This is a genomic window from Agromyces sp. S2-1-8 (assembly GCF_021129215.1).
GTDB lineage: Bacteria > Actinomycetota > Actinomycetes > Actinomycetales > Microbacteriaceae > Agromyces > Agromyces chromiiresistens.
The window spans coordinates 968,038-980,686 of the sequence record NZ_JAJOLP010000001.1; the positions used below are offsets into that span (position 1 = coordinate 968,038).

General features: G+C 72.3%; 12 protein-coding genes. 6 read left to right on the forward strand and 6 right to left on the reverse strand.

The features are described from left to right. Nucleotides 1–52: 52 nt before the first annotated feature. Genes LR269_RS04445 through fgd form a run of 3 tightly spaced genes read left to right on the forward strand, consistent with a single transcriptional unit; the run spans nucleotide 53 to nucleotide 2,897 of the window. Complete coding sequence (locus LR269_RS04445; RefSeq protein ID WP_231429560.1) at nucleotides 53–1,051, forward strand: TIGR03557 family F420-dependent LLM class oxidoreductase; 999 nt, start codon at nucleotides 53–55, stop codon at nucleotides 1,049–1,051. After that, nucleotides 1,048–1,872, forward strand: coding sequence for a 2-phospho-L-lactate guanylyltransferase (gene cofC / locus LR269_RS04450; RefSeq protein ID WP_231429561.1), 825 nt, complete (start codon nucleotides 1,048–1,050; stop codon nucleotides 1,870–1,872). The genes LR269_RS04445 and cofC overlap by 4 nt, the downstream gene beginning before the upstream one ends. Further along, nucleotides 1,869–2,897 carry a glucose-6-phosphate dehydrogenase (coenzyme-F420) gene (fgd, locus tag LR269_RS04455; RefSeq protein ID WP_231429562.1) on the forward strand — a complete coding sequence of 343 codons (1,029 nt, stop codon included), beginning with the start codon at nucleotides 1,869–1,871 and terminating at the stop codon, nucleotides 2,895–2,897. The genes cofC and fgd overlap by 4 nt, the downstream gene beginning before the upstream one ends. A 109-nt stretch (nucleotides 2,898–3,006) precedes the next feature. Here the strand turns inward: fgd and LR269_RS04460 are convergent, their stop codons facing one another. After that, on the reverse strand, nucleotides 3,007–3,489 hold the full coding sequence (locus tag LR269_RS04460; RefSeq protein WP_231429563.1) for a hypothetical protein: 483 nt from the start codon (nucleotides 3,487–3,489) through the stop codon (nucleotides 3,007–3,009). Nucleotides 3,490–3,629: 140 nt separating this feature from the next. Here LR269_RS04460 and LR269_RS04465 point away from each other — a divergent pair, with 140 nt between their 5' ends. Beyond that, nucleotides 3,630–3,962, forward strand: coding sequence for a hypothetical protein (locus tag LR269_RS04465; RefSeq protein WP_231429564.1), 333 nt, complete (start codon nucleotides 3,630–3,632; stop codon nucleotides 3,960–3,962). A gap of 45 nt (nucleotides 3,963–4,007) precedes the next feature. Here the strand turns inward: LR269_RS04465 and ggt are convergent, their stop codons facing one another. The 5 genes from ggt to LR269_RS04490 form a co-directional block, all read right to left on the reverse strand. Continuing rightward, complete coding sequence (gene ggt, locus LR269_RS04470) at nucleotides 4,008–5,843, reverse strand: gamma-glutamyltransferase (RefSeq protein ID WP_231429565.1); 1,836 nt, start codon at nucleotides 5,841–5,843, stop codon at nucleotides 4,008–4,010. Between the two features lie 91 nt (nucleotides 5,844–5,934). Next, entirely contained in the window at nucleotides 5,935–6,465 is a 531-nt protein-coding gene (locus LR269_RS04475; RefSeq protein ID WP_231429566.1) for a hypothetical protein, read from the reverse strand. A 502-nt stretch (nucleotides 6,466–6,967) separates the two neighbouring features. Next, nucleotides 6,968–7,822: an ABC transporter ATP-binding protein gene (locus LR269_RS04480; RefSeq protein ID WP_231429567.1), complete on the reverse strand. Its 855-nt coding sequence runs from the start codon at nucleotides 7,820–7,822 to the stop codon at nucleotides 6,968–6,970. Next, nucleotides 7,819–8,955, reverse strand: a complete 1,137-nt coding sequence (locus LR269_RS04485; RefSeq protein ID WP_231429568.1) for a putative F420-0 ABC transporter permease subunit — start codon at nucleotides 8,953–8,955, stop codon at nucleotides 7,819–7,821. The genes LR269_RS04480 and LR269_RS04485 overlap by 4 nt, the downstream gene beginning before the upstream one ends. Beyond that, a complete protein-coding gene (locus LR269_RS04490; protein WP_231429569.1) occupies nucleotides 8,955–9,965 on the reverse strand; it encodes a putative F420-0 ABC transporter substrate-binding protein in 1,011 nt (336 codons plus the stop codon). The genes LR269_RS04485 and LR269_RS04490 overlap by 1 nt, the downstream gene beginning before the upstream one ends. A 276-nt stretch (nucleotides 9,966–10,241) precedes the next feature. Here LR269_RS04490 and LR269_RS04495 point away from each other — a divergent pair, with 276 nt between their 5' ends. Then, entirely contained in the window at nucleotides 10,242–11,222 is a 981-nt protein-coding gene (locus LR269_RS04495) for an alpha/beta hydrolase (RefSeq protein WP_231429570.1), read from the forward strand. Beyond that, a complete protein-coding gene (locus tag LR269_RS04500; protein ID WP_231429571.1) occupies nucleotides 11,219–12,649 on the forward strand; it encodes a dihydroorotase family protein in 1,431 nt (476 codons plus the stop codon). The genes LR269_RS04495 and LR269_RS04500 overlap by 4 nt, the downstream gene beginning before the upstream one ends.

Below are 12,649 nucleotides of genomic sequence, written 5' to 3' on the forward strand. Positions count from 1 at the left end.
AGGAAATGCCACGGCGTGACGCCGCCCGGTCGACCCGCGAGAGGATGGAGGAGTGTCAGTGCACATCGGCTACGCCGCCATGCTCGAGCAGTTCCCTCCCGCTGAGGCGGTCGCGCTCGCCGCGCTCGCCGAGCAGCACGGGTTCACCGGGGTCATGGCGACCGACCACTTCCAGCCCTGGACGCCTCGCCTGGGGCAGGCCTCGCACGTCTGGAGCGTGCTCGGCGCGCTCGGCGAACGCACCCGCGGCGACTTCGGTCCGGGTGTGACGACGCCGACCTTCCGCACCCACCCCGCGGTCGTCGCCCAGGCCAGCGCGACGCTCGCCTCGATGTACCCCGGCCGGCACTGGCTCGGCATCGGCTCGGGCGAGGCGCTCAACGAGCACGTCGTCGGCCAGTACTGGCCCGAGGCGCCCGACCGCATCAACCGCATGTTCGAGGCCGTCGAGCTCATCAGGAAGCTGTTCACCGCCTCGATCGCCGGCCGCGACGTGCGCCACGCCGGCCCGAGCTTCAAGCTCGAGACGACCCGGCTCTGGACGATGCCGCCGGTCGCCCCCGAGATCTACGTCGCGACCGCCGGGCCCGTCACCGCGCGCCGTGCCGGCCGCGTCGCCGACGGGCTCATCACGACGACCGGGCCGATGGACCGGCTCGAGGCGCTGCTCGCGCGCTTCGCCGACGGTGCGCGCGACGGCGGCCGCGACGTGCGGCGCATGCCGAAGATCCTGCAGCTGCACCTGTCGTGGGCCTCGACCGATGGCGACGCGATGCGCAACGCGCTCACCGAATGGCCGATCGCGGGCATGCGGTTCGGGCGCAGCGACATCCGTTCGCCGTTCGAGTTCGAGCAGCTCGCGCGCACGGTGCGCCCCGAGGACTTCGAGGGCCGTATGGTCGTGTCGGCCGACCCCGACCGGCACCGGGCCGAGATCCAGCGGTACCTCGACCTCGGCTTCGATCGCATCTACCTGCACAACGTCGGGCGCAACCAGGCCGAATGGCTCGAGGTCTTCGGCCGCGAGGTGCTTCCGGGGCTGCGCGCATGAGCGGCGCCGGCATGGATGCCTCGGCCGAGTCGCTCCCGTCGGCCGGGCCGACCGCGCAGGCGCGATCGGCCGACTGGACCGTCGTCGTCCCCGTCAAGGCGTTCGCCGCGGCGAAGACCCGGCTCGGGCCCGTCGTACCCGCCGAGGCGCGTGCCGCCCTCGCCAGGGCGTTCGCGCTCGACACGATCGCGGCGGCACGCGCCGCTCGCAACGTCGGTCGCATCGTCGTCGTCACCGGCGAGGTCGACCTCGGGTCGCCGCTGCCCGAGGGCGTCGAACTCGTGCGCGAACCGCAATCGGCACCGGCCGAAGGCCACGCCCCACCGGACGGCGCCCAGGCGGGCTCGCCCGCCCGCCCCGCCCCGACCGGGCTGACCGCCGCGATCGACGCGGGGGTCGACCACGCCCGCACCCACGGGCTCGCACCGGTCGCGGTGCTGCTCGGCGACCTGCCCTCCCTCCGCACGAGCGAGCTCGAGTTCGCGCTCGAGGCCGCCGCCAGGCATCCACTCGCCTTCGTCGCCGACGCCGACGGAACCGGCACGACCCTCGCGACCGCCGCGGAGGGCGTGCCCATGCGCCCCGCGTTCGGCGAGCAGTCGGCGGCACGGCATCGCGAGGCCGGCTTCGCCGACCTCGCGGGCAGCGCCCCCTTCGCGAGCCTCCGCCGCGACGTCGACACCGTCGAGGCGCTCGAGCGCGCCCTGCAGCTCGGCGTCGGCGGGCGCACGGCCGAAGCGGTCGCCGCGCTCGCCGAGGGATCGCTGCCGCACACCGGGTTTCGACCGGCTCAACCAGCAGAAAGAAGGAGCACGACATGACCCTCACCCTCGGATACAAGGCCAGCGCCGAGCAGTTCGACCCGCGCGAGCTCGTCGAGATCGCCGTCGCCGCCGAAGGGCACGGCATGGAGTCGGTGTTCACGAGCGACCACTTCCAGCCGTGGCGCCACACCGGCGGGCACGCGCCGTTCTCGCTCGCGTGGATGGCCGCGGTCGGCGAGCGCACCTCGACCGTGAAGATCGGCACGAGCGTGATGACGCCGACGTTCCGCTACAACCCGGCGGTGCTCGCCCAGGCGTTCGCGTCGCTCGGCGTGCTCTACCCCGACCGCATCATCGCGGGCTTCGGCTCGGGCGAGGCGCTCAACGAGATCGCGACCGGCTTCCGCGGCGCGGGCGAGCAGGACTGGCCCGAGTTCCGCGAGCGCTACGCCCGGCTCCGCGAGTCGGTGCGCCTCATGCGCGCGCTCTGGAAGGACGAGGGGCAGGTCAGCTTCGAGGGCGAGTACTACTCGACGCACGACGCCTCCATCTACGACCGGCCGGATGTCGCGGTGCCGGTGTACATCGCGGCAGGCGGACCGCAGGTCGCGAAGTACGCCGGGCGTGCCGGCGACGGCTTCATCTGCACGTCGGGCAAGGGCGCCGAGCTCTACGTCGACCAGCTCATGCCGGCGGTTCGCGAGGGCCTCGCGGCGCGCGACGACGGTCGCACCTTCGACGAGTACGACCGCATGATCGAGATCAAGCTCTCGTACGAGGAGGACCTCGACACCGCGCTCGACAACACCCGGTTCTGGTCGCCGCTGTCGCTCTCGAAGGAGCAGAAGCACGACATCACCGACCCGGTCGAGATGGAGCGCGCCGCCGATGCGCTGCCGATCGACGTGATCGCCAAGCGCTGGATCGTGGGCACCGACCCCGACCGGGTGACCGAGCAGATCGGGCAGTACATCGACTGGGGCTTCAACCACCTCGTGTTCCACGCGCCCGGGCACGACCAGCGCCGCTTCCTCGAGCTGTTCGAGCGCGACCTGGCGCCGCGGCTGCGGGCGCGCGGCTGAGGCGGGCTGCGCGGGCCCGCCCGCCGGTCGACACGTCGGAGGATTCGCTCGTTCAGCGCTGAGTTGAGCGGCTCGCGGCAGATTCTCCGACATTTCGGCCGGGGCGAGCTCAGCTGATCGGCAGACGCTTCGGCGTGAAGGTGGGCTCAGTCGGCTGGGCGCCGCGCCGGGGCAGCCTGGCGGCGGAGTTGAGATAGAGGAACGCGAGCACGCCGAACTCGACCAGGCTGAAGACGCTGACGACCAGGGCGGTCCTGGGGGCGGTCGGGCCTGAGAGTTCGAACACGAGACCCAGCAGGGAGGAGACGGTGACCACGGCGAACAACACGCCGAGGTTTCGCGAGAGTGTCCGTCGCGCGGTCATTTGCCACCACGGTCGAGGGGGCGCGATGGGCTCGCCGCGGCCACGGAAGATGCGGGCGCCGTAGAGCACGGCGACGATCGTCCAGACGGTACTGACCGTCATGAACCAGGCATCGCTCATTCCGATCGCTGTCGCGGCCGGTGCCGGAATCGGCAGCAGGTACGCGGCGACGACATACACGAGCTTCCAGCCCCAGTGGGTGATCCTGAGATCGAGGATTCGGCGCAACGGTGCTCCCTGCAGTGCGGTGGAGCAACGATAGCGTGCCTTCGGCTGAACGACGTGCAGGAATCCCTCGCATGAGCAGCCACCCACCGCCGCCCTACTCCGTTCAGCCGGGTTGGTAGGCGGACCCCATCGCGGGCGACATGCTGCGTTGGTGGGGTGGGTCGGAGTGGTCGGAAACCGAGTTCAAGCTCGCTCGCCCGGTGATCCCGGCCCTGACGACACAAGTTCGACGGGATCTCCGGCTCGGCCCATTCGGCCGGATCGGTTCGCTGTTCAACATTGCCATGTGCGGAGTGCTCGTCGTCGGCGGACTCGTGAACGCCCTGACGGCGCACCCGTTCGGATGGGGTCTGATGGCCGCCGGGATCGGGCTCGAGCTCGTCTTCATCGCCGTGGCGATCGTGGTTCGTCGGGTCACGTGCCTTAGCGCCTCACGAGGGCGATCTGGGGTCGACGAGTCCGAGCGGCGCTGAATCAGCACGAACCGCAGCGATGAGTCCGCTGACGAGCCCCCGCGCTCACCCCGCCGGCTCGACCACCAGCCCCGTGCCGCCGCCGCGGCGCACGGGTTCGGCTGCCGCCGTCATGAGCCCGTCGGCGTCGACCTCGATCGCCGCGACGGCGCCGATCTCGGCCGAGGTCGAGAACGTGTGCCCGTACTCGGCGAGCGCCGCCTCGTAGGCCGCCCGGAACGCCGGCTCCGCCGCGACCGCCGCGGTGTTGCGCTGCGAGGCGCGCGGGGCTGCGACCGCCTCGGGCAGGGTCATGCCGAGGTCGATGCGGTTCACGAGCACCTGCGCGACGGTCGTGATGATCGTCGACCCGCCGGGCGAACCGACGACGTAGCGCACCTCCCCGCCGTCGAGCACGATCGTCGGCGACATCGACGAACGCGGGCGCTTGCCCGGTTCGACGATGTTCGGGTCGGCCGGACTCGGCACGAAGCTGAAGTCGGTGAGCTCGTTGTTGAGCAGGAACCCGCGCCCGGGCACCGTCATGCCCGAGCCACCGGTCTGCTCGATCGTGAGCGTGTACGCCACCGCGTTGCCCCACTGGTCGACGACCGAGAGGTGCGTGGTCGAGATGTTCTCGGTGTCGAGCGGCTCGTCGAGCGCGGCCGTCGCGCAACCGGCCGCATCGAGCGGTGCAGGGGGAACGGGCTTCACCGACGCGGCATCCGGGTCGATCACGCAGGCCCGCGCGTCGGCGAACGACTGGTTCAGCAGCGTCTCGGTCGGCACGTCGACGAAGGCGGTGTCGCCGACGTAGGCGTTGCGGTCGGCGAAGGCGTGCGCCGTGGCCTCGAGGTACAGGTGCAGCGCCTGCACGGGGTCGGCGCCCGCGAGATCGAAGTTCTCGAGGATGTTCAGCGACTCGCCGACGGTCGTGCCGCCCGACGACGAGGGGGCCATGCCGTAGACGTCGAGACCCCGGTACTCGACGTGCGTCGGCGCCTGCTCGAGCACCTCGTACTCGGCGAGGTCATCGGCGGTCAGATATCCCGGGTAGACCGGCAGGGTCGCATCGGGGGTGGTGGTCGGCGCCTGCGCGACGGCGGCCATCTCGTCGGCGAGTGCACCCTCGTAGAACACGTCGGTACCGCCGAGCGCGATCTGGCGCATGGTGCGTGCGAGGTCGAGGTTCTTGAAGACGCTGCCGACCTTCGGTGCGTCGCCACCCGGCAGGAAGAGCTCGGCCGTGGCGGGGAAGGCCGCGAACCTCGCCTGGTTGGCGAGCGTCTGGTCGCGGAACGTCTGGTCGACGACGAACCCCTTCGTCGCGAGCAGGATGGCCGGCTGGAGTGCGTCGCGCAGCGAAGTCGTGCCGAACTCGTCGAGCGCGGCCTCCCAGGTCGCGAGGGTGCCCGGCGTCCCGACGGAGAGCCCCGAAGAGACCGCGTCGGCGAACGCGTAGGGCGCGCCCGTCACCGGGTCGATGAAGGCGTCGCTCGGCATCGCGGCGGGTGCGGTCTCGCGACCGTCGATCGTCGACACCTCGCCGGTCTCGGCGTCGAAGTAGACGAGGTACCCGCCGCCGCCGATGCCGGCGCTGTACGGCTCGGTCACCCCGAGCGCGGCAGCGGTGGCCACTGCCGCGTCGACCGCGTTGCCTCCGTCGCGCAGCACCTCGAGGCCGACGGCGCTCGCCGAGGCATCCACCGACGAGACCGCACCGCCGAACCCGGTCGAGGTCGCCGGGGCCGGTGGTGCCGGCCGCCCGGTTACGGCGGTCCCCGCTGCGGCGGTGTCGGCCGTCGCAGCGGTCGGTGCGGCGAACGCCGCGAGCGAGAGCGCCGCGGCGATGGCGATGATGCTGCGGCCGGCCGCGAAGCGGCCGCGATCGACGTTGACCATGGGGACCCCCCGAAGTGGTGACATCTGCGCGTTCGCCCTCACGCTAGACCCGGGGCGCGGGGGCGGCAAGCCCCTTTGTGCCTTCGCGGGGTCAGTGCAGGCCGGGCCGGTTCACGCTCGGCGGGATCGCGCAGTAGTCGTAGTAGTACCGGGTCGGCACGGCCGGATCGCTCACGTCGACGATGACGGACGCACCGGAGTGCGGCAGCTCGTCGCCCGCGAGCGTCCACACCGAGAAGTGCCAGACGCCGCGCACCGTGTCGTCGAGCAGGTGTCGGCCGTCGACGACGAGCACCACGTCGTCGCCCTCGGCGCCTACCAGCGTGCGGGCACGGAAGGGGTCGACGAGTTCGGCCCGCAGGGTCGCCTCGTCGACCGTGCCGACACTGCTGCGCACGACGGTCGTGCCGTGCCGGTGGCCCGCCGTGCTCGCGTCGGTCGGGCCGGGTGCGAGGGCGAGGCGGGCGGCGACCGCCGCCGCCAGCTCATCCGCCAGGCGAGCGGATGCCTCGGGGTCGGCGCCGTCGACCGCGATGAGGCGGCGCCCGCGGCGGGCGTTGTGCAGGAACTCGTCGGCGATCCACTCGATCGTCGGCAGCGGGCCGACCTGCATCGGGCTCATGCGCCAAGGCTACGCCGGTCGTTCGCCGCATTGCTGTGCCGTGCCGTGCTCCTGCACGTGCAGCGGGGCCTCGCTCGACCCGGGCTGATGGTCGCCGAATTCGTGCGGTCGGAGATCCGGTAGCGGCGATGCAGCGGTCTCCGCCTCGGCGTGCTGAGGCGTGGTCGCTCCATGCGCGGTGTGGATTTGTGGATGTGTGGACGTGCGCGGTGTGGATTTGTGGATGTGTGGACGTGCGCGGTGTGGATTTGTGGACTTGTGGACGTGCGCGGTGTGGATTTGTGGACTTGTCGACATGCACTGCGGGAGGTGAGGCCCCGCCCTCGGCAGGTCCGGGTTCTGGGCTCGAGGCTTGAGGCTCCGTGCTCGACGCTCCGTGCCCCGTGCTCGACGCTCTGTGCTTCGTGATCTGTGCTCTGTGCCCCGTGCTCCGTGCTTCGTGCTCCGTGACCTGGGCTCCGGGAGCGTGGTCCGAACGCGTGTGCAGCGCGAGCTCGTGGGTTCAGCCGAGACCGGCGTGCGCGCCCGAGCCGGCAGCGACAGGCGTCGCAGCATGCGACGACCCCGGCGCCGCAGCATGCGACCCCGGCGCCGCGACGGCGATGAGCGGGCGGCCCGTGATCGGGTGCTCGACGACCTGCGCGCGCACCCCGTACACCCGCTCGACGAGCTCGGCGGTGAGCACCTCGCCCGGCGCGCCCGCCGCGACGACGCGACCGTCGGCGAGCACGATCACGTGGTCGGCGTACGCGGCGGCGTGCGAGAGGTCGTGCAGCGCCGTGACGACCGTGAGTCCCTCACGGGCGAGTCCGGCGAGCAGCTCGAGGGCGGTGAGCTGCGCCGAGAGGTCGAGGTGGTTCGTCGGCTCGTCGACGAGCAGCAGCTCGGGCTGCTGCGCGAGCGCGCGCGCGAGCACGACCCGCTGACGCTCGCCGCCCGAGAGCTCGGCGACGGAGCGCCCCGCGAACGCGGTCGCGCCGACCGCGTCGAGGGCCCGCGCCGCGATCTCCCGGTCGCCGGCGCCGACGGCGGCGAACGCACCGAGGTGCGGCGTTCGTCCGAGCAGCACGGATGCCTCGACGTCGAGCTGCGCGTCGACCTCGCCCTGCTGCTCGGCGAGGGCGACGAGCCGCGCCCGCTCGCGGCGGCGCATGCCGGGCAGCGAACGGCCGTCGAGGGCGAGGTCGCCCGCCGTCGCGCGTTCGACCGCGGCGACGAGGTGCAGGAGCGTCGACTTGCCCGCGCCGTTCGGCCCGACGAGCGCCGTGAGCGCGCCGCCCGGGAGCGTCGCGTCGATGCTGTCGATGATGGTGCGCCCGGCGCGGTCGAAGTGCACGCGGGACAGGTCGAGGCTCATGTCGTGCTCCTTCTGCGCAGCAGCAGCCAGGCGAACACCGGGCCGCCGATCAGGGCGGTGAGGATGCCGACCGGCAGCTCCCGCGGGTCGAACATGGTGCGGGCCGCCGTGTCGGCCCACACGAGGAAGATCGCGCCGGCCAGCATCGACAGCGGCAGCAGCGCCCGGTGGCCAGGGCCGACGACGAGGCGCACGGCGTGCGGCAGCACGAGCCCGACGAAGCCGATCGAGCCGCTCACCGCGACGAGCGCACCCGTGAGCATGGCGGTGCCGCCGAGCAGCAGCACCCGGCTGCGTGCGACGTTCACGCCGAGCGCGGCCGCGCCCGTCTCGCCGACCGCGAAGGCGTCGAGCGTGCGCGCGCTCGCGACGAGCGGCACGCCGACGACGACGAGGGCGACGCCCGAGATCGCGACCGACGTCCAGTCGGTGCCCGCGAGCGAGCCGAGCAGCCAGTTCAGGATCTCGCGGTAGCTGTCGTTCGTCGCGCTCCAGAAGATGACGAGGCTCGTGATCGCGCCGAACACGCTCGTCACCGCGACGCCGGCGAGCACGGTCGCCGTCGGCGAGAGCCGGGCGCCCGCCGAGCCGCCGGCGCGGCCGGCCCGGCCGGCCCCGAGCGCGAGTCCGAGGGTCGCGAGCAGTGCGACGATCGCGCCGGCGAAGGCGGCGAGCGGCAGCATGAGCGACCAGCCGAGCACGAGCACGACGACCGCGCCCACCGAGGCGCCCGACGAGAGGCCGAGCAGGTACGGGTCGGCGAGCGGGTTGCGGGTGAGCGCCTGCATGACGGCGCCGCAGAGGGCGAGGCCCGCGCCCACCGCGGCGGCGGTGAGCACGCGAGGCATGCGCAGCTGCCAGACGATGCCGTCGCGCAGCGGTGACAGCGTCGACTCGCCGAACCCGAGGTGGGCGCCGACGCTCGCGAGCACGTCAGCCGGCGACAGCGCCGCCGGGCCGATCGTGACCGCGACCACGATCGACACCACCAGCAGCGCCGCGAGCCCGGCGCCCCAGAGGAGGGTGCGAGACGCGCCGCCCCATCGAGTTGCCGAGTTCTGCGCTTCCCGAGCGGGGGAAGGACGGCTTTCGGCGACTCGACGATCGGTGCCGCGGGTGGCAGGCGCGGACATCAGCCCTCCAAAGCGTCCAGCTGGTCGACGATCGAGGCGACGGCGTCGACGTTGCGCACGCCCGCCTCGGTCGCGGGGAAGTCGACGACGACGTACCGCTCGCCCTGCACCGCAGGAAGCGACGCGGTCGCCGGGTTCTGCTCGAGCGCGGCGATCTTCGCGTCGGCGGTGTTCCACGGCGCGTCGACGAGCACGATCACGTCGGGGTTCGCCTCGACCACGGCCTCCCACGACATGGCCGTCCACGTGTCGTGCACGTCGGCCGCGACGTTCTCGAGCCCCGAGGCATCCATGATCATCTGCGGTGCGCCGATGCCGGCGCCCACGAACGGCTGGTCGTCGCCCGACGAGTACCAGAGCGCGCTCAGCCCGTCCTGCGAGGGGGTGATCGCCTCGAGCGCCTCGCGCTGCGACGCGACGAGGTCGGCCGCGCGGTCGGGCACGCCGAAGATCGCCCCGGCCTCCTCGAACTCGCGGAACACCTCGTCGAAGGTGAGCGGGTCGGGCATGTAACCCTCGCCCTTGCAGGCGGCTGGGGCGACGTACGTCGCGACGCCGAGCGCGCCGAGGGCGTCGCGCTCGCCGGCGCCCTCGGCCGAGAGGTTCGACTCCCAGCCGGCGTAGACGAGGTCGGGCTCGACGGCGAGGGTCGCCTCCTGCGAGGGCACCTTGTCGCTCAGCACCTCGAGGCCGTCGGCCTGCGACGCGGATGCCTCGGGCACGGGCCCGTCGCTGAAGGCGGTGCCGACGATCTTGTCTTCGAGGCCGAGCGCGAGCATGAGCTCGAGCGTCGACGACTTGATGGTGACGACCCGCTCGGGGGCGGCGTCGAACGTGACCTCGGTGCCGCAGTTGTCGAGCGTGAGCGGGTAGGCGGATGCCTCGCCGCCGGCGCCGTTCGCGGCGTCGGCGGTGCTCTGCGAGGCGCCGGCGGGGCTCGCGCAACCGGCGAGCAGGGCGACGGCGGCGACGGCGGTGAGGGCGAGGGGCAGGCGGGCGTGGCGGTGCATGGGCAGAGTTCCTCCGGGATGGCGTGCAGGCGTGTCCGACGACGGTCGGCGACTCGCGGCCCAATCCCGGGCCACCACGACCGGGCAAGTCAGCCCGGTGGTCGCTTCGAAGCCTAACGCCGTGAGGACTTCGGAATCAATACTGGATTCTGGATCCAAAATGGGTCATGATGTCCTCGCGGGCCTCGATCGAGCATTCGATCAGGGCCGGGGCGACGGTTCGCCCGCCGTGTCCGGGTCCCGCGCAATGCCGCGTCGAGATCCGGGAGGACCCGCATGAAGAGCACCGAGGTCGAGTTCTACAGCGAAGGCGATCGCATCGCCGCGATCTGGCGGACGCCCGACGAGGTCGACGGCCCGCTGCGTGCGATCGTGCAGGGCCCCGGCTGGCTCGGCCTGAAAGACGCGAAGCTCTACGTGCGCTACCACGAGGCGCTCACCGCCGCCGGCTTCGGCGTGCTCGTCTTCGACTACCGCGGCTTCGGCGACTCGGCCGGCGACCGCGGCATCCTCTCGCCCGCCCGCCAGCTGCAGGACCTCGTGAACGCCGTCACCTACCTGACCACGCGCGACGATGTGGACGCCGACGCGATCGGTGCGTTCGGCACCGGCGGCACGGGCGGCGGCAACGCCGTGCTGCTCGCCGACGCCGACCCGCGCGTGAAGGCGGCCGTCAGCCAGGTCCCCGTCGCCGACGGCACCGACTGGCTGCACCGCATGCGGCAGGAGCACGAATGGCTGGCCTTCCTCGCCGGCCTCGAGGAGGACCGTCGGCTGCGCGTCGCGACCGGCGCCGGACGCCTCGTGCACCCCCGCGAGGAGATCATGGTGCCGACCCCCGAGCGCCGCGCCACGACCATCAAGGCCGACGTCGACGACAGGATCCCGAGCGCGATCCCGCTCTCGTGCGCCGACGAGATCCTCGCCTACCGGCCCATCGACGCGGCATCCCGCCTCGAGACCCCGCTCCTCGTGATCGGCGTCGAGGGCGACGCGACCACCCCGACCGATCACGCCGAGCGCCTCTACGCCGCGGCGAAGGGGCCGAAGCAGCTCATCATGCAGCGGCACACCACCCACTACGCGGCGTACGACCGCTACTGGACCGAGACCACCCCGCTGATCGTCGACTGGCTCGACCGCTACGTGCGGCCGAGCGACGTCGAGGTCCGCACCACCCGCTCGCCCGGCCAGGGCGAGACCGCAGAACGACTGGAGGCGCCCGTGGAGGCAACGCGTTCGGAGGTCGTGCGATGAGCATCGACCTGAGGATCTCCGGCGGCATCGTCGTCACCCCGTCGGGGCCCGTCGCCGCCGACCTGCTCGTCGACGACGGCCGCGTGGCCGGCATCGTCGGCGCCGACGTCGCGGCCCCGGCCGACCGCACGATCGACGCGACCGGCCGGCTCGTGCTGCCCGGCATGGTCGACGTGCACGTGCACACCCGCGAGCCCGGCTACGAGCACAAGGACGACATCCTCACGACCTCGCAGCAGGCCGCCGCGGGCGGTGTCACGACGATGTTCGGCATGCCGAACCTCAACCCGCCGACCGTCGACGTGACGACGCTGCGCGACGTGTTCGACCGCTACACCGCGAGCTCGATCGTCGACTGGAACCACAACCCGGCGCCGACGAAGTTCGACGACATCGTGCCGATGGCCGAGATGGGCATCTGCGCCTACAAGATCTACATGGTCGTCGACACGGGCCGCACCTACCCGCACCCGGCCGGCACCGGCATCCACGACCACGGCCACCTGCTGCAGATCATGGACCGCATCGCCACGACCGGCAAGCGCTTCATCGTGCACCCGCACGACCAGGCGCTCATGGACTACATCGAGGGCGAGGTGCTCGCCCGCGGCGAGAACACGCCGCAGGGCTACGCCTCGGCGTACGCCGCCCGCGAGGGCGTCATCTGGGACACGGCGATCGACGTCGTGCTGCGACTCGCCGAGGCATCCGGCTGCCCCGTGCACATCGCGCACATCCAGACGCGCCGCTCGATCGACGCGGTGCGCCGCGCGAAGGCCGCCGGCGTCGACGTGACGTGCGAGGTGAACCACTGGGCGCCGTTCCTCTCCACCTGGCACGACGTCGAGACCCTCGGGCCGTACGCGCTGAGCTACTGGGTGCCCGACGACAACCGCGCCGCCGTGTGGGAGGGCATGCGCGACGGCACGATCGACATCGCGAGCTCCGACCACGCGCCGCACACGCGCGAGGAGAAGGAGATCGGCTGGACCGAGATGTGGAGCGCCCACACCGGCACGCCGGGCATCCAGTACTACTACGAGCTCATGCTCGACGCCGTCAACCGGGGCGAGCTCACCCTCGAGCGCGCAGTCGACATGGTCGCCCGCATCCCCGCCGAGAAGTTCGGCCTCGCCGGCGTCAAGGGCTCGCTCGAGGTCGGCGCCGACGCCGACGTCGTGATCGCCGACCCGGCCCACGAGTGGACCATCACGAACGACGACGTGCTGTCGAAGATCGGCTGGACCCCGTACGACGGCCGCACCATCTCCGCCCGGATCGAGCGCACCCTCGTGCGCGGCCGGGAGGTCTACGCCGACGGCGTCGTCGTCGGCAAGCCCGGCGACGGGAAGCTCGCGGCCGCACGGGCCGAAGGACCAGCGGCGCACGCCGCCGTGGCGGCCGGCTCGGCCGCAGAAGGGAACTGA

What these genes read in the sequence shown, in the direction of transcription:
- cofC (WP_231429561.1), top strand. Translation starts at nt 1,048, where the DNA reads ATGAGCGGCGCCGGCATGGATGCCTCGGCCGAGTCGCTCCCGTCGGCC.
- LR269_RS04485 (WP_231429568.1), bottom strand. Translation starts at nt 8,955, where the DNA reads ATGTCCGCGCCTGCCACCCGCGGCACCGATCGTCGAGTCGCCGAAAGC.
- LR269_RS04500 (WP_231429571.1), top strand. Translation starts at nt 11,219, where the DNA reads ATGAGCATCGACCTGAGGATCTCCGGCGGCATCGTCGTCACCCCGTCG.
- LR269_RS04480 (WP_231429567.1), bottom strand. Translation starts at nt 7,822, where the DNA reads ATGAGCCTCGACCTGTCCCGCGTGCACTTCGACCGCGCCGGGCGCACC.
- LR269_RS04465 (WP_231429564.1), top strand. Translation starts at nt 3,630, where the DNA reads ATGCTGCGTTGGTGGGGTGGGTCGGAGTGGTCGGAAACCGAGTTCAAG.
- fgd (WP_231429562.1), top strand. Translation starts at nt 1,869, where the DNA reads ATGACCCTCACCCTCGGATACAAGGCCAGCGCCGAGCAGTTCGACCCG.
- LR269_RS04475 (WP_231429566.1), bottom strand. Translation starts at nt 6,465, where the DNA reads ATGAGCCCGATGCAGGTCGGCCCGCTGCCGACGATCGAGTGGATCGCC.
- ggt (WP_231429565.1), bottom strand. Translation starts at nt 5,843, where the DNA reads ATGGTCAACGTCGATCGCGGCCGCTTCGCGGCCGGCCGCAGCATCATC.
- LR269_RS04490 (WP_231429569.1), bottom strand. Translation starts at nt 9,965, where the DNA reads ATGCACCGCCACGCCCGCCTGCCCCTCGCCCTCACCGCCGTCGCCGCC.
- LR269_RS04495 (WP_231429570.1), top strand. Translation starts at nt 10,242, where the DNA reads ATGAAGAGCACCGAGGTCGAGTTCTACAGCGAAGGCGATCGCATCGCC.